The organism is Burkholderia catarinensis, from assembly GCF_001883705.2.
In the GTDB taxonomy this organism is placed as follows: Bacteria; Pseudomonadota; Gammaproteobacteria; order Burkholderiales; family Burkholderiaceae; genus Burkholderia; species Burkholderia catarinensis.
In genome coordinates, this window is record NZ_MDEQ02000010.1 from 259,597 (window position 1) to 282,073 (window position 22,477).

Annotated in this window: 25 protein-coding genes, 1 other RNA gene and 1 riboswitch; of the genes, 14 read left to right on the top strand and 12 right to left on the bottom strand. The window is 68.9% G+C overall.

Annotation, left to right across the window (positions count from 1 at the left end):
• Positions 1-38: 38 nt before the first annotated feature.
• A complete protein-coding gene (locus tag BFF94_RS18580) occupies positions 39-1,541 on the bottom strand; it encodes a cobyric acid synthase (protein WP_219139638.1) in 1,503 nt (500 codons plus the stop codon).
• A gap of 60 nt (positions 1,542-1,601) precedes the next feature.
• Here BFF94_RS18580 and cobU point away from each other — a divergent pair, with 60 nt between their 5' ends.
• The 4 genes from cobU to BFF94_RS18600 are packed head-to-tail and all read left to right on the top strand — an operon-like array spanning position 1,602 to position 5,032.
• Positions 1,602-2,156, top strand: coding sequence for a bifunctional adenosylcobinamide kinase/adenosylcobinamide-phosphate guanylyltransferase (cobU, locus tag BFF94_RS18585; RefSeq protein ID WP_128847905.1), 555 nt, complete (start codon positions 1,602-1,604; stop codon positions 2,154-2,156).
• A complete protein-coding gene (cbiB, locus tag BFF94_RS18590) occupies positions 2,150-3,094 on the top strand; it encodes an adenosylcobinamide-phosphate synthase CbiB (protein WP_219139639.1) in 945 nt (314 codons plus the stop codon). Before cobU ends, cbiB begins: the two co-directional genes overlap by 7 nt.
• On the top strand, positions 3,087-4,106 hold the full coding sequence (cobD, locus tag BFF94_RS18595; RefSeq protein ID WP_219139640.1) for a threonine-phosphate decarboxylase CobD: 1,020 nt from the start codon (positions 3,087-3,089) through the stop codon (positions 4,104-4,106). Before cbiB ends, cobD begins: the two co-directional genes overlap by 8 nt.
• Positions 4,103-5,032, top strand: coding sequence for a cobalamin-binding protein (locus BFF94_RS18600; protein WP_219139641.1), 930 nt, complete (start codon positions 4,103-4,105; stop codon positions 5,030-5,032). The genes cobD and BFF94_RS18600 overlap by 4 nt, the downstream gene beginning before the upstream one ends.
• A 28-nt stretch (positions 5,033-5,060) precedes the next feature.
• Here the strand turns inward: BFF94_RS18600 and cobC are convergent, their stop codons facing one another.
• From cobC to BFF94_RS18625, 5 genes are read right to left on the bottom strand one after another with little or no spacing between them, the layout of a single operon-like run.
• Positions 5,061-5,645, bottom strand: coding sequence for an alpha-ribazole phosphatase (gene cobC / locus BFF94_RS18605; protein WP_128846933.1), 585 nt, complete (start codon positions 5,643-5,645; stop codon positions 5,061-5,063).
• Complete coding sequence (locus BFF94_RS18610) at positions 5,630-6,406, bottom strand: adenosylcobinamide-GDP ribazoletransferase (RefSeq protein ID WP_128846936.1); 777 nt, start codon at positions 6,404-6,406, stop codon at positions 5,630-5,632. Before BFF94_RS18610 ends, cobC begins: the two co-directional genes overlap by 16 nt.
• Complete coding sequence (cobT, locus tag BFF94_RS18615) at positions 6,396-7,451, bottom strand: nicotinate-nucleotide--dimethylbenzimidazole phosphoribosyltransferase (RefSeq protein WP_219139642.1); 1,056 nt, start codon at positions 7,449-7,451, stop codon at positions 6,396-6,398. Before cobT ends, BFF94_RS18610 begins: the two co-directional genes overlap by 11 nt.
• 52 nt (positions 7,452-7,503) lie before the next feature.
• On the bottom strand, positions 7,504-8,319 hold the full coding sequence (locus BFF94_RS18620) for an ABC transporter ATP-binding protein (RefSeq protein ID WP_219139643.1): 816 nt from the start codon (positions 8,317-8,319) through the stop codon (positions 7,504-7,506).
• The gene (locus BFF94_RS18625) at positions 8,316-9,335 is read right to left on the bottom strand and encodes a FecCD family ABC transporter permease (RefSeq protein ID WP_246637362.1); all 1,020 of its coding nucleotides are present in this window, start codon (positions 9,333-9,335) and stop codon (positions 8,316-8,318) included. The genes BFF94_RS18620 and BFF94_RS18625 overlap by 4 nt, the downstream gene beginning before the upstream one ends.
• A 138-nt stretch (positions 9,336-9,473) precedes the next feature.
• Positions 9,474-9,722, bottom strand: a riboswitch (cobalamin riboswitch).
• 154 nt (positions 9,723-9,876) lie between these two features.
• Between BFF94_RS18625 and BFF94_RS18630 the strand changes: the two genes are divergently transcribed.
• From BFF94_RS18630 to BFF94_RS18650, 5 genes are all read left to right on the top strand, one after another.
• Positions 9,877-10,227: an ATPase gene (locus BFF94_RS18630; RefSeq protein ID WP_128842930.1), complete on the top strand. Its 351-nt coding sequence runs from the start codon at positions 9,877-9,879 to the stop codon at positions 10,225-10,227.
• Complete coding sequence (locus BFF94_RS18635) at positions 10,224-10,538, top strand: cell division protein ZapA (protein ID WP_011352906.1); 315 nt, start codon at positions 10,224-10,226, stop codon at positions 10,536-10,538. Before BFF94_RS18630 ends, BFF94_RS18635 begins: the two co-directional genes overlap by 4 nt.
• Positions 10,539-10,619: 81 nt before the next feature.
• Positions 10,620-10,801: non-coding RNA, 6S RNA (ssrS, locus tag BFF94_RS18640), on the top strand.
• 71 nt (positions 10,802-10,872) lie between these two features.
• Positions 10,873-11,334 carry an EVE domain-containing protein gene (locus BFF94_RS18645; RefSeq protein WP_128842931.1) on the top strand — a complete coding sequence of 154 codons (462 nt, stop codon included), beginning with the start codon at positions 10,873-10,875 and terminating at the stop codon, positions 11,332-11,334.
• Positions 11,335-11,511: 177 nt separating this feature from the next.
• Positions 11,512-12,252, top strand: a complete 741-nt coding sequence (locus BFF94_RS18650) for an SIMPL domain-containing protein (protein WP_128842932.1) — start codon at positions 11,512-11,514, stop codon at positions 12,250-12,252.
• A 111-nt stretch (positions 12,253-12,363) separates the two neighbouring features.
• Here the strand turns inward: BFF94_RS18650 and lgt are convergent, their stop codons facing one another.
• A complete protein-coding gene (gene lgt / locus BFF94_RS18655) occupies positions 12,364-13,254 on the bottom strand; it encodes a prolipoprotein diacylglyceryl transferase (protein ID WP_128842933.1) in 891 nt (296 codons plus the stop codon).
• 91 nt (positions 13,255-13,345) lie between these two features.
• A complete protein-coding gene (locus BFF94_RS18660; RefSeq protein WP_219139645.1) occupies positions 13,346-14,275 on the bottom strand; it encodes a LysR family transcriptional regulator in 930 nt (309 codons plus the stop codon).
• Between the two features lie 136 nt (positions 14,276-14,411).
• Here BFF94_RS18660 and ilvD point away from each other — a divergent pair, with 136 nt between their 5' ends.
• Both ilvD and BFF94_RS18670 read left to right on the top strand, forming a co-directional pair.
• Positions 14,412-16,085, top strand: a complete 1,674-nt coding sequence (gene ilvD, locus BFF94_RS18665; RefSeq protein WP_128842935.1) for a dihydroxy-acid dehydratase — start codon at positions 14,412-14,414, stop codon at positions 16,083-16,085.
• Between the two features lie 127 nt (positions 16,086-16,212).
• Positions 16,213-16,539, top strand: a complete 327-nt coding sequence (locus BFF94_RS18670; protein WP_128842936.1) for a c-type cytochrome — start codon at positions 16,213-16,215, stop codon at positions 16,537-16,539.
• A gap of 144 nt (positions 16,540-16,683) precedes the next feature.
• Here BFF94_RS18670 and BFF94_RS18675 read toward each other — a convergent pair whose 3' ends face one another.
• Genes BFF94_RS18675 through BFF94_RS18685 form a run of 3 tightly spaced genes read right to left on the bottom strand, consistent with a single transcriptional unit; the run spans position 16,684 to position 19,433 of the window.
• Positions 16,684-17,445 carry a DUF2486 family protein gene (locus BFF94_RS18675; RefSeq protein ID WP_128842937.1) on the bottom strand — a complete coding sequence of 254 codons (762 nt, stop codon included), beginning with the start codon at positions 17,443-17,445 and terminating at the stop codon, positions 16,684-16,686.
• Positions 17,446-17,470: 25 nt separating this feature from the next.
• Positions 17,471-17,887 carry a DNA polymerase III subunit chi gene (locus BFF94_RS18680; RefSeq protein WP_128842938.1) on the bottom strand — a complete coding sequence of 139 codons (417 nt, stop codon included), beginning with the start codon at positions 17,885-17,887 and terminating at the stop codon, positions 17,471-17,473.
• Positions 17,888-17,921: 34 nt separating this feature from the next.
• Positions 17,922-19,433 (bottom strand): leucyl aminopeptidase, encoded by a 1,512-nt coding sequence (locus BFF94_RS18685; RefSeq protein ID WP_128842939.1) that lies wholly within the window; start codon positions 19,431-19,433, stop codon positions 17,922-17,924.
• A gap of 122 nt (positions 19,434-19,555) precedes the next feature.
• Here BFF94_RS18685 and lptF point away from each other — a divergent pair, with 122 nt between their 5' ends.
• From lptF to BFF94_RS18700, 3 genes are read left to right on the top strand one after another with little or no spacing between them, the layout of a single operon-like run.
• Positions 19,556-20,647, top strand: a complete 1,092-nt coding sequence (gene lptF / locus BFF94_RS18690; RefSeq protein ID WP_128842940.1) for an LPS export ABC transporter permease LptF — start codon at positions 19,556-19,558, stop codon at positions 20,645-20,647.
• 3 nt (positions 20,648-20,650) lie between these two features.
• Positions 20,651-21,799: an LPS export ABC transporter permease LptG gene (lptG, locus tag BFF94_RS18695; protein ID WP_128842941.1), complete on the top strand. Its 1,149-nt coding sequence runs from the start codon at positions 20,651-20,653 to the stop codon at positions 21,797-21,799.
• A 27-nt stretch (positions 21,800-21,826) separates the two neighbouring features.
• Entirely contained in the window at positions 21,827-22,210 is a 384-nt protein-coding gene (locus BFF94_RS18700; RefSeq protein WP_219139646.1) for a sirohydrochlorin chelatase, read from the top strand.
• Between the two features lie 54 nt (positions 22,211-22,264).
• Here BFF94_RS18700 and BFF94_RS18705 read toward each other — a convergent pair.
• Positions 22,265-22,477: integrase core domain-containing protein (locus tag BFF94_RS18705; protein WP_219139647.1), on the bottom strand; the 213-nt coding region annotated here is incomplete at its 5' end.

Genomic DNA, 22,477 nt, shown 5'->3' on the forward strand with positions numbered 1-22,477 from the left:
CGATCCGGCGGAAAAAGCGAGGGCGGCCCGGCGTCGCGTCAACGAAATTCGGCGTACAGCGCGCCGAGGTCGAGATGTTCGGCAAACGTGTCGGCCAGCCGCTCCAGCGATGCCTCGCGCAGCGCCGGATAGTCGATGAGTTCCGCGCCGTCGAGCCCGGCCCACGCGAGCAGCGCCGCGCACGCATCGGGCGAGTCGAACAGCCCGTGCATGTAGGTCGCGAGGATCTGGCCATCGGCGGAAACCGCGCCGTCCGGGCGCGCGCCGTCCCGAGCGCCGTCGGCCGCCAGCGTCAGCGCGGGCGCCGCGAGCGCGGGCCCGCGCGTGTCGCCCATGTGGATCTCGTAGCCGCGCACGGCGGCCTCGCCCGGCAGCGCGAGATGCCCGGTCACGTTCTTCAGCGTCTTGTCGGGCCGCAGCACCGTGTCGAAATCGAGCAGCGCGAGCCCCGGCACGCTGCCGGGCGCGCCTTCGAGGCCGAGCGGATCGTCAAGCGTGCGGCCGAGCATCTGCATCCCGCCGCAGATGCCGATCACCTTGCCGCCGTAGCGCAGGTGGCGACGGATCAGCGCGTCCCAGCCCGCGTCGCGCAACCATGCGAGGTCGCGCTGCACGCTCTTCGAACCCGGCAGGATCAGCAGGTCGGCGTCCGGCACGGGGCCGCTCTTCCAGTACGTGAATTCGACCTGCGGATGCGCGCGCAGCGGATCGAAATCGGTGTGGTTGCTGATGCGCGGCAGCGCGGGCACGACGACGCGCAGCATGCCGGCGTCGCCGCGTGAGGCGGCGCTGCGCGCCTGCGCGGGCAGCATGTCCTCGGCGTCGAGCAGCAGGCCGTGCAGGTACGGCAGCACGCCGAACACCGGCTTGCCCGTCTGCGCGCGCAGCCAGTCGAGCCCCGGTTCGAGCAGCTTGATGTCGCCGCGGAAGCGGTTGATCACGAAGCCGCGCACGCGCGCGCGCTCGCTGTCCGACAGGCACGCGAGCGTGCCGACCAGGTGCGCGAACACGCCGCCGCGGTCGATGTCGGCGACGAGCACGACCGGGCAGTCGACGCGTTCGGCAAAACCCATGTTCGCGATGTCGCCGTCGCGCAGGTTGATCTCGGCCGGGCTGCCGGCGCCCTCGACGATCACCGTGTCGTAACCGGCGCGCAGGCGCGCGTACGACTCGAGCACCGCATCGAACGCGACCGGCTTGTAGTCGTGATACGCACGCGCGTCGAGGTTCATGCGCGCGTTGCCGTGAATGATCACCTGCGCGCCGCGGTCGCTCGTCGGCTTCAGCAGCACGGGGTTGAAATCCGTATGCGGCGCGACGCCCGCGGCCAAGGCCTGCAGCGCCTGTGCGCGGCCGATCTCGCCGCCGTCGGCCGTCACCGCGCTGTTGAGCGCCATGTTCTGCGGCTTGAACGGCGCAACGCGCGCACCGGCGCGGCGCGCCAGCCGGCACAGGCCCGCGACGAGCGTGCTCTTGCCCGCATCGGACGTCGTGCCCTGGATCATCAGCGTGCCGTGCGGCCGCGGCTCGGGTGCATTCATCGTGTCAAGGTCGTCGCGAAGCAAAGGCCGCATTATCTCCCGCGCCGTTACAATCACGCGATGATTCCGCACGACCTCACCTTCGTCCTCGGCGGCGCACGCTCGGGCAAGAGCGCGCATGCCGAGCGGCTCGCCGCCGACAGCGGCCGCCCCGTCACCTACATCGCGACCGCGACCGCCGCCGATGCCGAATTCGCGCAGCGCATCGCGCACCATCGCGCGCGCCGGCCGGCCGACTGGGGTTTCGCCGACGCGCCCGTCGACCTCGCCGGCACGCTCGCGCGGCTCGACGATCCGCGCGCGTGCCTGCTCGTCGACTGCCTGACGCTGTGGCTCACGAACCTCCTGTGCCCGGCCGACGGCGAACCGCTCGACGATGCGCAGTACGCGGCGCAGGTCGAGCGGCTCGAGCACGCGTTGCGCGGCGCGCGCGCGAAGGTGATCGTCGTCAGCAACGAGATCGGGCTTGGCGTCGTGCCGCTCGGGTCGGTCACGCGCCGCTACGTCGACGAGCTCGGGCGCCTGAACCAGCGCGTCGCTGCACTCGCGACGCGCGTGACGCTGCTCGTCGCCGGGCTGCCGCTCGACCTCAAGACGGGAGCGCCGTCATGCTGATGCTGTCACTGCCCGTCGTCGCGATGCTCGCGGTCGCGGCCGCGATCGTCGACCGCGCGATCGGCGAGCCCGCCGGCTGGCATCCGCTCGTCGCGTTCGGCCGGCTGGCCGCGCGCATCGAAGGCGCAATGAACACGGGCCGGCGCGGCCGCGTGATCGGCGTCGCCGCGTGGATCGCGGCGGTCGTGCCGCCGGTGGCCGTCGCGGCATGGCTCGTATCCGTGCTGCCGTGGCCGCTCGCGGCCGCGCTGCACGTCGCGCTGCTGTGGTTCGCGCTCGGCGCGAAGAGCCTCGCCGACCATGTCGCGCCGATCGCCGCGGCGCTGCTGCGGAGCGATCTCGACGCGGCCCGCACGCTGACCGCGCGCATCGTGTCGCGCGACACGAGCGACGCGGACGAAGGCGCGTTGTCGCGCGCGGCCGTCGAATCGGCGCTCGAGAACGGCAACGACGCGATCTTCGGCGCACTCTTCTGGTTCGTCGTCGCCGGCGGCCCCGGCGCGCTGCTGTTCCGGCTCGCCAACACGCTCGACGCGATGTGGGGCTACCGCACGCCGCGCTTCCTGACCTTCGGCTGGGCCGCCGCGCGCCTCGACGACGCGCTGAACTGGATTCCCGCCCGCCTCACCGCCGCGAGCTACGCGCTGCTCGGCGACACGGCCGCCGCATGGCGCTGCTGGCGCACGCAGGCACGCCACTGGGATAGCCCGAACGCGGGCCCCGTGATGGCCGCGGGCGCCGGCAGCCTGAACGTGCAGCTCGGCGGCCCGGCCGTCTATCACGGCGAGATCGAGGATCGCCCGGCGCTCGGCACCGGTGCGACGGCGAGCGCCGTCCACGTCGTCGCCGCGCTGTCGCTCGTCACGCGCACGCTTGCACTGTGGCTCGCGCTGCTGGTCGCGAGCGGCGCACTCGTCATGGCCACCCATCATGTCTGATACACGCATCGCGCACGGCGGCAACCTGCATGAAGCCGCCCGCCGCCACGGCATTCCGTACGACGCGTGGCTCGACCTGTCGACCGGCATCAATCCGGTCGGCTATCCGGTGCCGCCCGTCCCGGCCGATGCGTGGCGCCGGCTGCCCGACGACGGCGACGGCCTCGCGGCCTGCGCCGCGCGGTACTACCACGCACCCGATCCCGCGCACGTGTTGCCGGTCGCCGGCAGCCAGGCCGCGATCCGCGCATTGCCCGCGCTGTTGCCGGCCGGCGACGCCGGCGTCGCGGCGCTCGCCTACGGCGAATACGCGCCCGCCTTCGCGCGTCACGGCCATCGCGTCGTCCCGCTCGACATCGGCTCGGACGTGCTGCCCGCGACGCTGCGTCACGTCATCGTCGGGAATCCGAACAACCCGACCGCCGAGTTCGTGACGGCCGAGCGCCTGCTCGGCTGGCATGCGCAACTGGCGGCGCGCGGCGGCACGCTGATCGTCGACGAGGCGTTCGCCGATACGGGCGCGACGCAGTCGCTCGCAGCGCAGGTCGATCGCCCGGGGCTCGTCGTGCTGCGCTCCGTCGGCAAGTTCTTCGGTCTCGCCGGCATTCGCGCAGGCTTCGTGCTCGCGTGCCCCGACCGCATCGTCGTGCTGCGCGACATGCTCGGCGCCTGGACAGTCGGCGGCCCCGCGCGCCACGCGGTCGCCGCGGCATTTGCCGATCGCGCATGGCAGGCCGCCGCACGCGAACGGCTCGCGGCCGACGGCGAGCGGCTGGCCGCGCTGCTGCGCGCGCACGGCTTCGCGGTTCGCGCGACGCCGCTCTTCTGCTGGACCGACGACCCGCGCGCCGCGGCGCTACATGCGGCACTCGCGGCACGCGGGATCTGGACGCGGCATTTCGCAACGCCGTCGAGCGTGCGTGTCGGCCTGCCGGGCAGCGAAGCCGAATGGCAGCGCCTCGGCGAGGCGCTCGCGCACTGCGTGCCGCTGCTGCAACAGGAATCCGCATGACCCCGCCCATGTTCCGCCGGCTGGCGCCGGTCGTGGCGATGCTGGCTGCGCTCGCTCACGCGCCGCTCGTCCACGCCGATGTCACCCATGTCACAACGCGCGACGACGCCGGAAATACCGTCACGCTGCCCGCACCCGCGCAGCGCGTGATCAGCCTCGCGCCGCACGCGACCGAACTGATCTACGCAGCCGGGGGCGGCGCGAAGCTCGTCGGTACCGTCACGTACAGCGACTATCCGCCCGCCGCGCAAGCGGTGCCGCGCGTCGGCGACAACAAGGCGCTCGACCTCGAGCGGATCGCCGCGCTGAAGCCCGACCTGATCGTCGTCTGGCGGCACGGCAACGCCGAGCGGCAGACCGACGCGCTGCGCGCGTTGCATATCCCGCTGTTCTTCAGCGAACCGAAGCATCTCGACGACGTGTCGTCGTCGCTGCGCCGGCTCGGCACGCTGCTCGGCACGCAACCCGCTGCCGACGCGGCCGCGGCCGCCTATACGCGCGACATCGCGGCGCTGCGCACACGCTACGCGGCGCGAGCGCCCGTCACGATGTTCTTCCAGGTCTGGGACCGGCCGCTGATGACGCTCAACGGCGCGCACCTGATCAACGACGTGATCGAACTGTGCGGCGGCCGCAACGTGTTCGCATCGCTCAGGCCGCTCGTGCCGACCGTCACCGACGAGGCCGTGCTCGCGGCGAATCCGGAAGCAATCGTGACGACCAGCGCCGGCGCGACTCGTTCGGACGAGCCGCTGCCGAGCCTTGCGCGCTGGCGCGCGTGGCCCGCACTGACGGCCGCTGCGCGCAACAACCTGTTCGCGATCGACGGCGATCTGCTGACGCGGCCGTCGCCGCGGATCGCGCAAGGCGCGGCCGCGCTGTGCGAGGATCTCGATGCCGCGCGTGCGCGGCGGCCGGCACGCTGATTCCTCGCAGCGCGCGTATCGCGCGAGCCTATTCGTCCCAGTGCACGACTTCCCAGGCTCGCGCGTCGTCGTCCGCGCGCAGCCAGACGACCCCGCCCGTCGGCACCGGCCGCGACAGCAGCGTATCGAGCGGCACACCCAACACATGCGATGCGAACGCGCGGATCACGCCCGCATGCGTGACCGCCCATTGCGGCCCGTCGAGCTGCGCGACCGCGTCGACGCGCCGTGCAACCCGCGCGGCAAACCGCGCGACGCTTTCGCCGCCATGCGCGCACGCATGCATCAGGTCGGCCGCCCACGCATCGAGTGCCGCCCGGTCGATATCGTCCCAGCGCCGCATTTCCCATGCGCCGAAATCCATTTCCTGCCAGCCCGCATCACGCCGCAGCGGCACATCGAACGCCTGCGCGAGCCGTTCGGCGACCGATGCACAGCGCATCAGCGGGCTCGTCCAGACCTGTTCGGGCGGCGGTGCGCCGATAGCCGACAGATGCGCCTGCACTGCCTGCGCGCAGGCGTCGGCCGGCACGGCGAGCGGCACGTCGCTGCGGCCGTAGCAGATGCCCGGCTCGACGCCGACGGCAGAATGACGGATCAGGACGACGTCCATCCGAGCACCACCAGATAGATCGCCAGTTCGCCCAGTTGCTGCGCGAAGCCGAGACAGTCGCCCGTATAGCCGCCGATCCGCTTCACAAAATAGCGTGCTACCCAAGCACGCACGAGCACGAGCGCAACGCATGCGGCGACGCCCATGCGCCAGTCCGGCCAGAACAGCCAAGGCAATCCGAATACCGCCGCGGCGCACGCCGAGCGCGCACCCATCCGTTGCGCGACCGGCTTCGCCTTCCCTTCGGGCCGCACATAGTCGAGCGACGTCAGCAGGCTCACGGCCGCCGCACGGCTCGCCGCATGCGCGGCGATCATCGTCCATGCGGCACGCAGCGGCGGCATGGCCGCGAGCGCCTGCCATTTCAGGCCGAGCGCGATCACGAGCGCGACCGCACCGAACGTGCCGATCCGCGAGTCGTGCATGATGCGCAGCACGTCGTCGCGTGTGTAACCGCCACCGAACGCATCGCAACTGTCCGCGAGGCCGTCTTCGTGGAATGCGCCGGTCGCGAGCAGCGTCGCGGCCATCGACAGCCCGACCGCGATCGACGCGGGCAGCATGCGCAGCGCGGCGAGATAGACGAGCGCGCCCCACGCGCCGACACATACGCCGACGAGCGGGAAATAGCGCGCGGCCTGGTCGAGATCGCCGGCCGCGTAGCCGATCGCGCGCGGCACGGGCACGCGCGTGAAATAGCCGAGCGCGACGAAGAAGTAGCGCAGTTCGGCACGCACGCCGCCCGCGCGATCAGGCGTCACGATTGTCGACGCCGGCGGACTCGAAGCTCGCCATCTCGCTGAGGAACGCGGCTGCCGCACGCACGAGCGGCAGCGCGAGCGCCGCGCCCGTGCCTTCGCCGAGCCGCAGGTCGAGCGCCAGCAGCGGTTTGGCGCCGAAATGCTCGAGCATGCGCCGGTGCCCGGCCTCGTGCGACGTATGCGAGAACACGCAGTAGTCGCGCACGCCGGGCGCGATGCGTTCGGCGACGAGCAGCGCGGCCGTCGCGATGAAGCCGTCGACGAGGATCGTCATCCGCTCGCTCGCGGCCGCCAGATACGCGCCCGTCATCATCGCGATCTCGAAGCCGCCGAACGTCGCGAGCACGTCGAGCGGCGCGATCGCGTGCGAGTGTCTGACGAGCGCGTGGCCGAGCACCGCGCGCTTGTGCGCGAGACCCTGGTCGTCAAGGCCCGTACCGCGCCCGACGCATGCGTCGATCGGCACGTCAAGCAGGCGACTCATCAGGCACGCGGCCGACGACGTGTTCGCGATCCCCATCTCGCCGAAGCCGATCACGTTCGTGCCGAGCGACGCATGCAAGCGCACGCGCGCCGCGCCGGCCGCGAGCGCCGTCATCGCCTCGTCGGGTGTCATCGCCGGCTCCGCCGCGAAGTTGCGGGTACCGCGCGCGACCGGCAGCGACACCAGCCGGTCCGACAGCGGCAGCGGCGACGCGACGCCCGCATCGACGATCTCGAGCGTGCTCTGCGCGACACCCGAGAACGCGTTGATCGCCGCGCCGCCGGCCAGGAAGTTCGCAACCATCTGCGCGGTCACCGCTTGCGGATAAGGACTGACACCCTCGGCCGCGATCCCGTGATCGCCGGCGAACACGATCGTCACGGGGCGCTGCACGACCGGCCGCTCGGTGCGCTGGATCAGGCCGATCTGCAGCGCGACCGCCTCGAGCTGGCCGAGGCTGCCGGGCGGCTTGGTCTTGTGGTCGATCACATGCTGAAGGCGTTTGCGCAGCGCTTCGTCGAGCGGCGCGATCGCGGGCGGGAAATGGGTCGGAGTCGTCATCGAAGAGCCGTGTCGTTGGCGCGGTATGCGCCGCGTATCGGGAAAGGAAACCTCATTGTCGCTCGGGCCACGCCGGCAGCAGCGCGTCGCGACCGTTCTCGCGGATCAGCACGAGCGGATAGCCGAACGCGTCGCTCGCGCGTTCGGGCGTCAGCACGTCGTGCACGGGGCCGGCCCACACGTGGCCGCGGCCGTCGAGCAACAGCGCGTGCGTCGCGAAACGCCGCGCGAGATTCAGATCATGGCACGAGAACAGCACCGTGCGCGGGCCCGCATCGAGCCACGCAGCCAGCGCGGTCAGGCAGTCGATCTGATGATGCAGGTCGAGATGCGCGAGCGGCTCGTCGAGCAGCATCAGCGGCGCATCCTGGCACAGCGTCGCGGCCAGCGCGACCCGCTGCCGCTCGCCGCCCGACAGCGACAGCACGTCGCGCGATGCGAGCGCGGCCAGATCGAAAGTCGCGAGCGCGTCGCGCGCGGCCGCACGATCGCCGTCGCGCTCCCAGCCCCAGCCGCCGAGATACGGAAAGCGATTGAGCAGCACCGTGTCGAACACGCTCGCGCTGAACGCATCGTGCAGTTGCTGCGGCATCAGCGCGCGGCGCTGCGCGAGCTGCTCGGGCCGCCACGCGGCAAGCGGGCGGCCGTCGATCTCGACAAGTCCGCCGGCTGGCAGCAGCAGCCCCGCGAGCGTCGCGAGCAGCGTCGTCTTGCCCGCGCCGTTCGGCCCTGCGACGCACCAGATCTCGCCGGGGCGGAAGGCCTGCGTGAAGCCGTCGAGCAGCGTGCGCGCGCCGGCCTTCAACGTCAGGCCGACGGCCGCGTAAGTCATGTCGCCGGCGGCGGCGTGCAGTGCGGCACCCGTCATCGCATCGGTCTCCTCAGCAACATCCACAGGAACACCGGCACGCCGATCAACGCGGTCATCACGCCCACCGGCAATTGCGCGGGCGCAATCGCGGTGCGCGCGAGCAGGTCGGCCGCCATCACGCCGCCACCACCCGCGAGCATCGCGGCCGGCAGCAGCATCCGCTGGTCGTTGCCGAACGCGAGCCGCAGCGCGTGCGGCACGACGAGGCCGACGAAGCCGATCGTGCCGGCCGTCGTCACCGCGGCCGCGGCGGCCAGCGACGCCACGAGATAGATCCTCACGCGCAGGCGCGCGACGGGCACGCCGAGCGCGAGCGCGGTCGCGTCGCCGCGCAGCAGCGCGTTCAGTTGCGGCGCGGCCGGCAGCGCGACGCACGCGGCCAGCAGCAGCGCGCCCCCCGCGAACCATGGCGCCGTCACGCCGTTCAGGTCGCCCGTCAGCCAGAAGATGATGCCGCGCAGCCGCGCATCGGGCGCGAGCGACAACAGCAGCGTGACGAGCGCGCCCCACCCCGCCGCGATCACGACGCCCGTGAGCAGCAATCGCGGCGACGCGTCGCGCGACTCGCCACGCCACAGCTCGCGGCGCGCGAGACCGAGCACGAGCGCGACCGACACGAGCGAGCCGGCGAACGCCGACGCGTCGACGAGCCACCACGCGCCGCCCGCGATCATCGCGACGAGCGCGAAGCCGGCCGCGCCGCCGGACACGCCGAGCACGTACGGCTCCGCGAGCGGGTTGCGCAGCAGCACCTGCAGCAGCGCACCGGCCAGCGCGAGCAGCGCGCCGCATGCGAAGCCCGCGAGCGCGCGCGGCAGGCGCAGCGTGCGGACGATGTCGGCGAACAGCGCGTCGCCGCCATGCGGCACGAGCGACGCAAGCGCCTGCCACGGCGACATCGGCACGCTGCCGATCGACAGCGACGCGACGAACAGCAGCGCGACGACCGCGGCCAGCGCGGCCCAGATCGCGGCGGCGCGCGCGGCGCTCATGCCGCGCGCAGCCCCGCGCATGGCGCGCGCTGCATCCGCTTACTGCTGCCGGCCAGGCGTGACATGGACGCCGCGCGGACGATTGGGGTCAGCATCGAAGAAAATTCCGTGAAGCGTTGCGCGCCCCGCCTCCCCGCAGGCCGCGCGTCTCGAAGCCCGTTCGGGCTCCCCGTCTCGGCCGGTATCCGGGCTGGCGGCGTACCGGCTCGCCTTCCCGCGCGATGACGCGCAGTGGCCCGCGCTCCGTGTGCGATACCTGCACGCGGAACGCGCCCGAGCCGGCCTGCGTCACGCGACGCGGCCGCTTACCGTTGCGGGGGCAGCGCAGGTTGGCGAGCGGGAGCCCGCGCCCTGCTTCCCGTTTAACCGCGCGTTCCACGCGCGAGCACCGAGGCGGCGCCAGTTTAGGAGCGGGTCGCACGAGCGTCAAGGAAGCGTCCGGACACGCACGGGACGCGCCTATTCGCGCCAAGAAGCCGGGGTGTTACGACTGGAAACGTTACAGATGTCGGATTGCGCGTTATTCCGCGCTAAAATGCTGGGTCTTTAGAGGACGCAGCAAATGCTCAACGAACTCGAAACTTTATCTCAAAATATTGGCCGTCTGATTTCGCTGAACAAGCGCTATCACTCGGAACGGCTCGCGCTCGAGGAGCAGGTCGCGCAATTGCGCGCGGAAGCGGACACGGTCCGTGCGGAACTCGCGCAACTGCGCGACGAACGCAATGCGCTCGCGGTCGAGCGCGACACGCTGTCGGCAAAGATCGACGACGCCCAGGTGAAACTGAACGCGATTCTCGAAAAGCTGCCGCGCTCGAAAAGCGCGGAGCAAGCCGACAACCAGCTCGACCTGCTGGATGCGCAGGCGCGTACGGATGGCGATGACGCGGCCAGCCACGGAGAACATGCATGAGCACGAAGCAGATCGAAGTCTCGATTCTCGGTCAGGCCTACCGGCTCGCCTGTTCGGCCGAGACCGAAGCGGCGCTGCTCGAAGCGGTCGCGCGCGTCGACGCCGAAATGTCGAAAATCCGCTCGAACAGCTCGGTACGCGGCACCGATCGCATCGCCGTCATGGCGGCGCTGTCGCTCGCGTCCGAATTGCTGCGGCTGCAAACGAGCGTGCGGCACGGTGAAGCATTTCCGGCGGAGGAAATCCGTCGTACAATGCACCAGATGAACGAACAACTCGGCGCGGTGCTCGCACAGCACGAGACGCAGTAACGTTTTAATCGATGCGTCGATTCCGCTTGATCTCGACGATCAACGGTGGTCAAATTGGCGCATCGAAGCACAGTTCAGTCAGCTTCCCTGCCTGGTTCGCCAAGGTCATATATTCCTTGAACCAATGCCATGTGCACGGTTGCGGAAATTTGTAGCACGGGCGCGCGCGTCACTCTGTCTGATGTACCCGAAGTGCTGCTAACTGCGACCAATTCTGAACCTCAGGTTCAGGATGCCGGCCTAGCGGCCAAGGCGGGGACCTATCCAACGGCATCGGGCACGTCCCGGTGCCGTTTTCTTTTGTAGCAGCCTCTTTCTGCGTCGATCACGATCCATGCAATACTGGCTGATGAAGTCCGAACCGGACGAAGCAAGCATCGACGATCTCGCCAACGCACCACAGCGCTCGCTGCCGTGGACGGGCGTGCGCAACTATCAGGCGCGCAATTTCATGCGCGACACGATGAAGATCGGCGACGGCGTGCTGTTCTATCACTCGAGCTGCCCCGAGCCGGGCATCGCGGGCCTCGCCGAAGTGTCGTCGACGCCCTACCCCGATCCCACTCAGTTCGATCCGAAAAGCCCCTATTACGACCCGAAATCGGCACAGGAAGCACCGCGCTGGCTGCTCGTCGACGTTCGCTATGTGAAAAAGTCGCCGCTCGTGCCGCTCGCCGCACTGCGCGAACACGACGAGCTCGCCGACATGCGCGTGCTCGCACGCGGCAACCGGCTGTCGATCACACCCGTCACGCGCGCCGAATGGCGGTTCATCACCGAAAAGTTGATGAAGTAGGCGCACGCCAAAGGTCAAATCTGGTCAGCACGCGCTGCCTCCCCGGAACTCGCGGCCCTTTCGCGCGGCCTAAGCAACCGCTGTCGGCCGGTCGGGCCGGCTGTTTTTTTGTCGCGCGGTACGCCCGCGTCGCGCACGCATGATCCGCGTGCGCGCCCTCGCACAAGGAGTCCAACAATGACCAAGAAATCCGCACTCGCGCTGTCGCTTGCCCTCGCCGCCGCCGTTCCCGTCGCACTGACGCTCGCGTCGCCCGCCGCGCGCGCACAGACCGCGAACCCGCACTTTCCGGAGCCGGCGGGCGTGCTGTCGCTTTCGTCGCAGGCCAGCGCCGACGTGCCGCAGGACATCATCCACATCACGCTGTTCTACGAGCAGCAGGCAAAGGATCCGGGCAGCCTGACGTCCGCGCTGAACCAGCGCGCCGACGCGGCACTGTCGCAGGCGAAGGGCGTATCGGGCGTCACCGCGCACACGGGCGCATTCTCGGTGTATCCGAGCACCGATCGCGACGGGAAAATCTCCGCATGGCGCGGCCGCACCGAGGTCGCGCTCGAATCGCGCGATTTCGCCGCGGCGTCGAAGCTCGCGGGCCAGCTGTCGAACCTGATGCAGGTCGCGAACGTCGAGTTCTCGCTGTCGCCCGAAGCGCAGCGCACGGCCGAGCAGAAGCTCACGACCGAGGCGATCAAGTCGTTCCGCGCCCGCGCCGACGAAGCCGCGAAGGCGTTCGGCTATGGCAGCTACACGATCCGCGACGTGAATGTCGGCAGCGGCCGCAATGTACAGCCGTACACGCGCATGATGGCGATGGCCGCGGCGCCGATGGACAGCGCGAAGATGAGCGCGCCGATCGCGGTCGAAGGCGGCAAGGCCACCGTGTCGGTCACCGTCAACGGCTCCGTGCAGATGAAGTAACGCACGGCGCGCGGCACTCTGAAAAAAAACGCCGGCCCGAGGGCCGGCGTTTTTTTTTTCAGACTGCGCGTTGCCACTGCACGCGCCGATCGCACGTGCAGCGATATCGCATCACGCAGCGGCATGCGCCGCGCGACGGCGGTACGCCCAGACCATCAGCGCGATACCCGCGAGGATCATCGGCAGCGACAGCCACTGCCCCATCGACAGACCGAGCGCGAGCAGGCCGAGGAAGTCGTCGGGCTCGCGCGCGAACTCGACCGTGAAGCGTGCAAGGCCGTAGCCGATCAGGAACAGCGCGGACACGGCACCCATCGGCCGCGACTTCCGCGCGAACAAGAACAGCGCGAAGAACAGCACGATACCTTCGAGCGCGATTTCATAGAGCTGCGAAGGATGGCGCGGCAGCATCTGGTATTGCATGAACACGTCGGCGAGATGCCACTTCTCGACGAGCGCCGGATGCTTCGGCAGCCATGCCGCATCGTCGCGCATCGCGCCCGGGAACAGCATCGCCCACGGCGCGCTCGGATCGGTCACGCGCCCCCACAGCTCGCCGTTGATGAAGTTGCCGAGCCGCCCGGCCGCGAGCCCCGCCGGCACCATCGGCGCGACGAAATCGGTGACCTGCAGCCAGTCGCGCTTGCGCTGCCACGCGAACAGCATCATCGCGAGCGTCACGCCAAGGAAGCCGCCGTGAAACGACATGCCGCCTTCCCACACCTTGAACACGTCGAGCGGATGCGAGAAATAGAAATCGGCCTTGTAGAACAGCACATAGCCGAGCCGGCCGCCGAGCACGGTGCCGAGCACGCCGTAGAACATCATGTCGTCGATGTCCTTCACGGTCCAGCCCTGCGCCGCGACGTGCGGCAGCTTCAGGCGGATCCGGCCGACGACGATCGCCGCGATGAAGCCGACGAGATACATGAGGCCGTACCAGCGCACGGCCAGCGGCCCGAGATGGATCGCAACGGGGTCGAAATTCGGGTGAATGATCATGGGTTAGCGAAGAAGTTTTCGAATACGGTACGGCCGTCGCACACGCGCGCAGCACCGCACTTTGGACGGCAGCGGCCCGCCATCGTTCACGTCACGCGGCAACGCCCTGCGCGCGTACGACGTCGATGAAGCCGGCGAGCACGGGGCTCACGTCGCCCGTACGCCACACGAGGCCCGTCTCGACGACCGGTGCCTGACCGGCGAGCGGCCGGTAGACCACGCCGGTGCGCCGCAGGTTACGCAGCGATTGCGGCACCAGTGCGACGCCCATGCCGGCCGACACGAGGCTGACGATCGTCTGCATCTGGATCGCCTCCTGGCCGATGCGCGGAGTTTCCCCCGCCGCGCCGTAGCAGCCCGTAATGATGTCATAAAAGCCGGGCGCCAAACGACGCGGAAAGATCACGAGCGGCAACGCGGCGACATCGGCGAGATGCACGGGCTCGTCTTCAGGCGAGTTGGACATTGTGGCCGGCACTCCGGTGGCCGGCATGGCGACCACCAGCGGTTCGCGCACGACGGGCAGGTACGACAGCCCGGCCGCGTGACGCGGCGGCACGGGCGGAATGACGAGCCCCGCGTCGATGCGGCCGGCGACGAGTTCGTCGATCTGCACGTCGCTCGTCGCCTCAGCAAGTTGCAGGCGCACCTGCGGATAGCGCGCGCCGAACGCGCGCAGCAGCGACGGCAGCAGCCCGTAATCGGCGGTCGACACGAACGCGAGCGACAGCGAGCCGGCCTCGCCGCGCGCAAGCCTCCGCGCGAGCGGTGGCAGCGCATCGGCCGACGCAAGCAGCCGGCGCACGTCGGGCAACAGCGCCGCGCCGACCGCCGTCAGCGCCACCGAGCGCTTGGTGCGCACGAACAGCGCGACGCCGAGCCTGTCTTCGAGCGCGCGAATCGCCTGCGACAGCGGCGGCTGCGTCATCGACAGGCGTTCGGCCGCGCGGCCGAAATGGCGCTCGTCGGCAACGGTCGCGAAATAGCGCCACTGGCGCAGGTCGGGTGTCGGGTCGGCCATGCCTCACTCATTCGAAAAACGACTTAATAGGCGACAAATAATATATTGGACATCCCAATCCGGAAACTCCATTCTTGTTTGATCCGAACCGGCGCGCCGCTCGCGCGGCGTCGCCCAGACAACGATGGAGTCCCCCATGTCGTACAACCGTCGCTCGAAGCACATCACGCAAGGCGTGGCCCGTTCGCCGAACCGCTCGATGTATTACGCACTCGGCTACCAGAAGGACGATTTCGACAAGCCGATGGTCGGCATCGCGAACGGCCACTCGACGATCACGCCATGCAATTCCGGCCTGCAGCGCCTGTCGGACGCGGCCGTCGTGGCCGTGAAGGCGTCCGGCGCGAACCCGCAGATCTTCGGCACGCCGACGATTTCGGACGGCATGTCGATGGGCACCGAAGGCATGAAGTACTCGCTCGTGTCTCGCGAGGTGATCGCCGACTGCATCGAGACCTGCGTGCAGGGCCAGTGGATGGACGGCGTGGTCGTCGTCGGCGGCTGCGACAAGAACATGCCGGGCGGGATGATCGCGCTTGCGCGCCTGAACGTGCCGGGCATCTACGTGTACGGCGGCACGATCCGCCCCGGCCACTGGAAAGGCAAGGATCTGACGATCGTGTCGTCGTTCGAGGCCGTCGGCGAATTCACCGCGGGCCGGATGTCGCAGGAAGATTTCGAAGGCGTCGAGCAGAACGCGTGCCCGACGTCGGGTTCGTGCGGCGGCATGTACACCGCGAACACGATGAGTTCGTCGTTCGAGGCGCTCGGGATGTCGCTGCTGTACTCGTCGACGATGGCGAACCCCGACCAGGAGAAAGTCGATTCGGCGGCCGAATCGGCGCGCGTGCTCGTCGAGGCCGTGAAGCGCGACCTGAAGCCGCGCGACATCATCACGAAGGCGTCGATCGAGAACGCGGTGTCGGTGATCATGGCGACGGGCGGCTCGACCAATGCGGTACTGCACTATCTCGCGATCGCGCACGCGGCCGAAGTCGACTGGACGATCGACGACTTCGAGCGCATCCGCAAGCGCGTGCCCGTGATCTGCGACCTGAAGCCGTCGGGGAAGTATGTCGCGACCGACCTGCACCAGGCCGGCGGGATTCCGCAGGTGCTGAAGATCCTGCTCGACGCGGGGCTGCTGCACGGCGACTGCCTGACGATCACCGGCCGCACGATCGCGGACGAACTGAAGGACGTGCCGAGCGTGCCGCGCGCGGACCAGGACGTGATCGTCCCGATCGACCGCGCGCTGTACAAGGAAGGCCATCTTGCAATCCTGAAAGGCAACCTCGCGGAAGACGGCGCGGTCGCGAAGATCAGCGGCCTGAAAAACCCGGTGATCACGGGCCCCGCACGCGTGTTCGACGACGAGCAGAGCGCGATGGATGCGATCCTCGGCGACCGGATCCGCGCGGGCGACATCCTCGTGCTGCGCTACCTCGGCCCGCAGGGCGGCCCCGGCATGCCGGAAATGCTCGCGCCGACGTCCGCGATCATCGGCAAGGGGCTCGGCGAATCGGTCGGCTTCATCACGGACGGCCGCTTCTCGGGCGGCACCTGGGGCATGGTGGTCGGCCACGTCGCGCCCGAGGCGTTCGTCGGCGGCACGATCGCGCTCGTGCAGGAGGGCGACTCGATCACGATCGACGCGCACCGGCTGCTGCTGCAACTGAACGTCGACGATGCGGAACTCGCGCGCCGCCGCGCCGCGTGGCAACAGCCGGCGCCACGCTACACGCGCGGCGTGCTCGCGAAATTCGCGGCCCTCGCGCGGCCGGCGAACAAAGGCGCCGTCACGGGTTGACGCGGGTTCGTCACGACATGCGACCCCAATAAACATGGCCGCCGGGGGAACGCGCAAAACGTGCTTTCCCTTTGCTTTTATAATCTGCGGACCATGAAGCCGGCCGTCCCCGCCGGCGGAGAACTGCATGAAACAGACGATATTGCGCGTCCTGCTCGCCACGCTGCTGACCGGCAGCGCAGCGGCGGCGCGCGCCGACCAGGCCGACGGGCTCGCGCTCGCGCAGCGCAAGAACTGCATGGCCTGCCACGCGATCGGCAAACCGCTGATGGGCCCGTCGCTCCGCGACATCGCCGGCAAGTATGCAGCGCGCGGCGACGCCGGCGATTACCTTGCCCAATCGATCGTGAAAGGCAGCGTCGGCGTATGGGGCAGCGTGCCGATGCCTGCCAATACGCAACTGACGAACACCGAAGCCCACGCGCTCGCGCAATGGGTGCTGTCGCTACGCTGAACCCGATACCCCGAACGGGGATAACCGTTGTGCCGGGCTTCGCCGACAGGCGGGCCTGCGCCGGCTGACCGGTTCCTCACCGGCCGCTTCGCCGGCGCCTGCCGGAACCGCACCCTGTTTTTTGTCGCCGGAACGGCCGCACGCTCAGCCGGAATGACCGGCGCGGCGGCGTGCGATCTCTTCGTCGACCGCGTCGCGGACCCAGTCCATGACCTCGGTTTCCAGCGCCAGCGCCACCTCGCGCGTGATCTGGCCGACCAGCCAGGCCGAATGCTCATGCAGCGCGTCGCGACAGCGAGCCTCGATGGCCTCGCGCCCAGCCCCGGTCAGATAGTTCGTCACGCGATTGCGCAGGCGCTCGGCGATGCGCTGCGCATCTTCCGGCGTCAGCCCGGCTGCCGCCCCGCCGTCCGGCTGCGGCGCCTCGGACGGTACGACCGCCTCGGGCATCGCCGTCTCGGGCGCCTGTCCGACCGCTTCGCGCGCAACCGCGGCGAACGCGTGCTGCGGCACGTCGTCAGTCAGCGACGACCGCAGCGGCGCATTCATCGCCGCCGCGTCTTCGGCCACCACACGCTCCGATGCGCCGGGTTCGGCCGGCGCATCGGTCTCGCCCACCGCCGCAGCGGCAGCCGTCGCCACGTCGCCGGGCAGTTCGACCGCCGGCACGTGCGGAGTCGGCACGGGTTCGACCACGACGGATTCGGGGTCGGCCACGCTTTTCATGGAATCGACCGGCGCCGAACCCGCGGCGCCCGGCGCGATCACGTCGGTGAGCACCGGAATCGCCGCGCTGTCGTGCGGCTGCTGCGATACGTCGGGCGCGGGTGAACGCGCCGGCGCCGGCTTGCCCGGCACCAGCACGTCGGTCAGCGTCGGGATCGAGGATGAATCGGCTTCTGTCACGGCAACACTCCGTCGACGGTTGCGGCTAGCTGCCTTGCTTGTAATTGTTCAGCGCGTATCCGCGATCGCGGTAGAACCGGTAGCGGTCGCGGCCCGCGGCCAGTTCGTCCGGCGCGTTGCCGACCACTTCGAGCAGGCGCTCGAAGCGGGCGAACTGCGCCGGCACGGCCGCGCCGAGGTTCAGCAGCACGTGATGATGCGGCGTGCGGTCGAGATCGGCGGCCAGCACGATCGGCGTGCCGGCTGCGTGCTCGCTGTCGACGCCGCAATGCGGGATGAAATCGAGCGGCGAGAACGTCCAGAGCCGCTCGTCGAGCGCGCGCAGGCGCGCGGGCTCGGCGAGCACGACGACCGGCTGCCCGGCCTGGTAGGCCTTGCGCAGCAGCCGGCACGCGTACGCGAGCGAATCGCCGACGTTCGAGTGGAAATCGATCCGCGTCATTGCCCGCGTACCCGCATCGTCGTCAGCACCGCCATCACTGGCCGGCGCGGTCGATCAGGAACTGCGCGAGCAGCGGCACCGGACGGCCCGTCGCCCCCTTCGCGGCGCCGCTCTTCCATGCGGTGCCGGCGATGTCGAGGTGCGCCCACGGGTAGCTGTCGGTGAAGCGCGACAGGAAGCACGCCGCCGTCACGCTACCCGCCGGACGCCCGCCGATGTTCGCGAGATCTGCGAAGTTCGACTTCAGCTGATCCTGGTACTCGTCGTCGAGCGGCAGGCGCCATGCCGGGTCGTTCGCCTCGCGCGACGCGTCGAGCAGCTCGCCCGCGAGCGCGTCGTCCTTCGAGAACAGGCCGCTGTTGTGGTGGCCGAGCGCAATGATGCATGCGCCCGTCAGCGTCGCGACGTCGATCACGGCGGCCGGCTTGAAGCGCTCGGCATACGTGAGCGCGTCGCACAGGATCAGGCGGCCTTCGGCGTCGGTGTTCAGCACCTCGATCGTCAGGCCCTTCATGCTGGTGACGATGTCGCCCGGCTTCGTCGCGTTGCCGCCCGGCATGTTCTCGCAAGTCGGCACGATCGCGACGACGTTGATCTTCAGGCCCATCTCGGCGACCGCGCGCATCGTGCCGAGCACGGAACCGGCGCCGCACATGTCGTACTTCATCTCGTCCATGCCCTCGCCCGGCTTCAGCGAGATGCCACCCGTGTCGAACGTGATGCCCTTGCCGACCAGCACGACCGGCGCGGCCTTCGCGGCGGCACCCTGGTAGTGCAGCACGATGAACTGCGGCGGCTCGACCGACGCGCGCGCGACCGACAGGAACGAGCCCATCTTCAGCGCCTGGATCTGCTTAAGCCCGAGGACTTCGGCCTTCAGGCCCCAATCCTTCGCGATCGTCTTCGCGGTGTTGCCGAGATAGGTCGGCGTGCAGACGTTGCCGGGCAGATTGCCGAGGTCACGGGTGAGATCCATCCCGTTCGCGAGCGCGACGGCCTGCTTGACCGCGACCTTCGCGGCCTTTTCGTCGGACGGATCGACGCTGAACACGACGCGCTTGAGCGTGTGCGACGCCGGTTCCGGCTTGCTCTTCATCTGCGTGAAGCGGTAGGTCTCGTTGCGCAGCGCGAGAATCGCCGCGCGCACGCCCCAGTCGGAGCTGCGCTCGTCGACCGGCAGTTGCGCGAGCGTGAACGTGACCTGGACGATCTTGGTCGCCAGCAGCGCGCGCCACGCGGCCGTGACCGCGTCGTTATAGGCTTTCTGATTGAAAGCATCCTGCTTGCCGAGGCCGACGAGCAGCACGCGCGACGCGCCGATCCCCGACACTTCGTGCAGGAACAGCGTCTTGCCGCGCTTGCCGTCCATGTCGCCGGCCTTCACCACGCGCGCGATCAGCCCCTTGGTGGCCGTGTCGATGTCGAGCGCCGCGCCGGAAAGCGTCTGCGCCTCGAAGATGCCGAGCACGATGCAGTCGGACTTCCCGGTCAGGAACCCCTTGGCCTCGCCTTTGCTCCAATCACAGCCTTTTATGCTAAAGTCCATCGCGCTTGTCCTCGGATAAAATCTGGGCTAAGGATGAAAGCCGCAATTATCCGCTATTTTTCCCGTGGCGGCGCGAGCGCTCCACCACGCGTGCGCAGCCTCCCGCCCTCTTCTCATCAAGAATGATCTTCGAACGCTCCCTCCAGCGCGAGCTTGCGTATACGGCTGGCGCCGTGTTCATGGTGCTACTCACGATCATGCTCACGACGATGATGATCCGCATCGTCGGCTACGCCGCGTCCGGTGAAATCGATCCGCGGGACGTGCTCGTGCTGATCGGCCTGACCGTAATCGGCTACCTCGCCGTGATGCTCGTCGTCACGCTGTTCGTGTCGATCCTGTTCGTGCTGACCCGGTGGTACCGGGACTCCGAAATGGTGGTGTGGCTCGCGTCGGGCGTGAGCCTCACGCGCCTCATCAAGCCGATCGGCGTGTTCGCCACGCCGATCATCCTGCTGATCGCCTTCTTCGCATTCGTCGGCTGGCCGTGGTCGAACCAGCAGAGCAAGTTGATCAAGGCTCGCTTCCAGCAGCGCGACGAAATCTCGCTGCTCGCGCCGGGCCAGTTCCGCGAGTCGGCCACGAACCACCGCGTGTTCTTCATCGAGAAGATGACGCCCGACCAGAGCAAGGTACAGAACGTGTTCGTCACGTCGACCGAGAACGGCAAGGTCAACGTCGTCGTGTCGCAGACGGGTCATACGGAAACGCGGGACGGCAGCCGTTTCGTCGTCCTGGAGGACGGCCGCCGCTACGACGGCACGCCCGGCCAGCCGAACTTCAAGATCATGGAGTTCGAGCGCTACGGCGTGAAGATCACGAGCACGCCCGTCGTCAACGTGCCGACCACCAACAGCACGCCGACGCCCGACCTGCTGCGCAACCCGACGCGCGACAACCTCGCGGAATTCGCGTGGCGCGCCGGGCTGCCGCTGATCGCGATCAACCTGATGGTGCTCGGCATCCCGCTCGCGTACCAGAACCCGCGCCGCAGCCGCACGATCAACCTCGTGATGGCCGTGCTGATCTACCTCACGTACTCGAACCTGCTGAACGTCGTGCAGGCGCAGATCGAACAGGGCAAGATGTCGTTCGGCGTCGGCCTCGTCGGCCTGCACGTGCTCGTTGCGGTGATCGTCGCCGTCATCTTCTGGTTGCGCGTGCGCAATCGTCCGCTGTTTACACGCGCGCTGTTCGGCCGCTCGGGAGCATGATCGATGCGGCTCTATGAAAAGTACTTCGCGCGACAGATCTACGTCACGTTCGTCTTCATCCTGTTCGCGTTCTCGGGCCTGTTCTTCTTCTTCGACCTGATCAGTGAACTGAACTCGATCGGGCACGGCAACTACAAGTTCGGCTATGCGGTGCTGCGCGTTGCGCTGCAGACCCCGTCGCGCTTCTACGAAATCATCCCGGTCGCCGCGCTGATCGCCGCGATCTACGTGTTCGCGCAGATGGCCGCGAACTCGGAATTCACGATCTTCCGCGTGTCGGGCCTCGCGACCAACCAGGCGTTGCGCTCGCTGCTGAAGATCGGCGTGCCGCTCGTGATCGTCACCTACCTGATCGGCGAATTCGTCGGCCCGTACGCCGACCAGTTGTCCGAGCGCGTGCGGCTGCAGGCGCTCGGCGCGTCGGTGTCGTCGAACTTCCAGTCCGGCGTATGGGTGAAGGACACGCTCGCGGCCCGCGAAAACGGCGAGCAGGTCACGCGCTTCGTCAACGTCGGCAGCCTGTCGCCCGACTCGACGATCAGCAACGTGCGCATCTACGAGTTCGACTCGAAATTCCAGCTGCAGAATGTGCGGATCGCGCAGACGGGCCGCTACGAGCCGCCCGGCCACTGGCTGCTGAAGGGCGTCACCGAAACGGAACTGACGCCGATCAAGCCGATCAGCGGCCAGGCCCCCGACGCGCTGAACCCCGTCTACCGGTCGCAGCAGGTATCGCTGCCCGAATACCGGCTGCGCTCGGACCTGACGCCGCAGATCCTGTCGGTGCTGCTCGTGTCGCCGGAGCGCATGTCGATCATCAACCTGTTCCGCTACATCCAGCACTTGCGTGAAAACCAGCAGGACACGCAGCGCTACGACATCGCGCTGTGGCGCAAGCTGCTGTATCCGTTCGCGGTATTCGTGATGCTCGTGCTGTCGCTGCCGTTCGCCTATCTGCACACGCGGGCGGGCGTGGTCGGCGTGAAGGTGTTCGGCGGCATCATGCTCGGCATGAGTTTCCAGCTCCTCAATACGCTGTTCTCGCATATCGGCACGCTGAACACGTGGCCCGCGCCGCTGACGGCGGCGACGCCGGGCCTCATCTATCTCGCGCTCGGCCTGTTCGCGCTCAAGTGGGTCGACCGGCACTGAGCGCCGCGCCACGACGGAGGCTTCGACATGAGTTCGCACGGTATCGTCCTGTTCGGCCACGGCGCCCGCGACCCGCGCTGGGCCGAGCCGTTCGAGCGGCTCGCCGCGCGGCTGCGCGGGGCCGGCTCCCCCGCGGCGCACGTGTCGCTCGCGTTCCTCGAACTGATGACGCCGTCGCTCGGTGACGCCGTTGCCGCGCAGGTCGCGGCCGGCTGTGCGCACATCACCGTGGTGCCCGTGTTCTTCGGCCAGGGCGGCCATGTCCGCCGCGACCTGCCGCAGCTCGTCGACGCATGCCGCGCCGCGCATCCCGGCGTCGAGATTCGCTGCGCGACGGCCGTCGGCGAAGACGACGGCGTGCTCGACGCGATCGCACGCTACTGCATCGACCAGATCGGCGGCGACGCGTAAGCCACGCGGTCGGCGCACTGTCAAGTCCTGGAATAGGTTGACAGTATCCAGACCCTAGAGCGCCCGATGCACCGCATCGGGCGTTTTGTATTTCAGAGCGGCATGTGGCCGCTCGTGGTTATAGATGCGAACCGACTGTTCGACCATCTTGGCGGCCTGCTCAAGGTCAGCGGGACGTTGCAACAGGAACTCGCCCTTGAGGATGCCGTTGACCCGCTCGGCCAGAGCATTCTGATAGCAGTCGTAGCCGTCCGTCATCGAACAGCG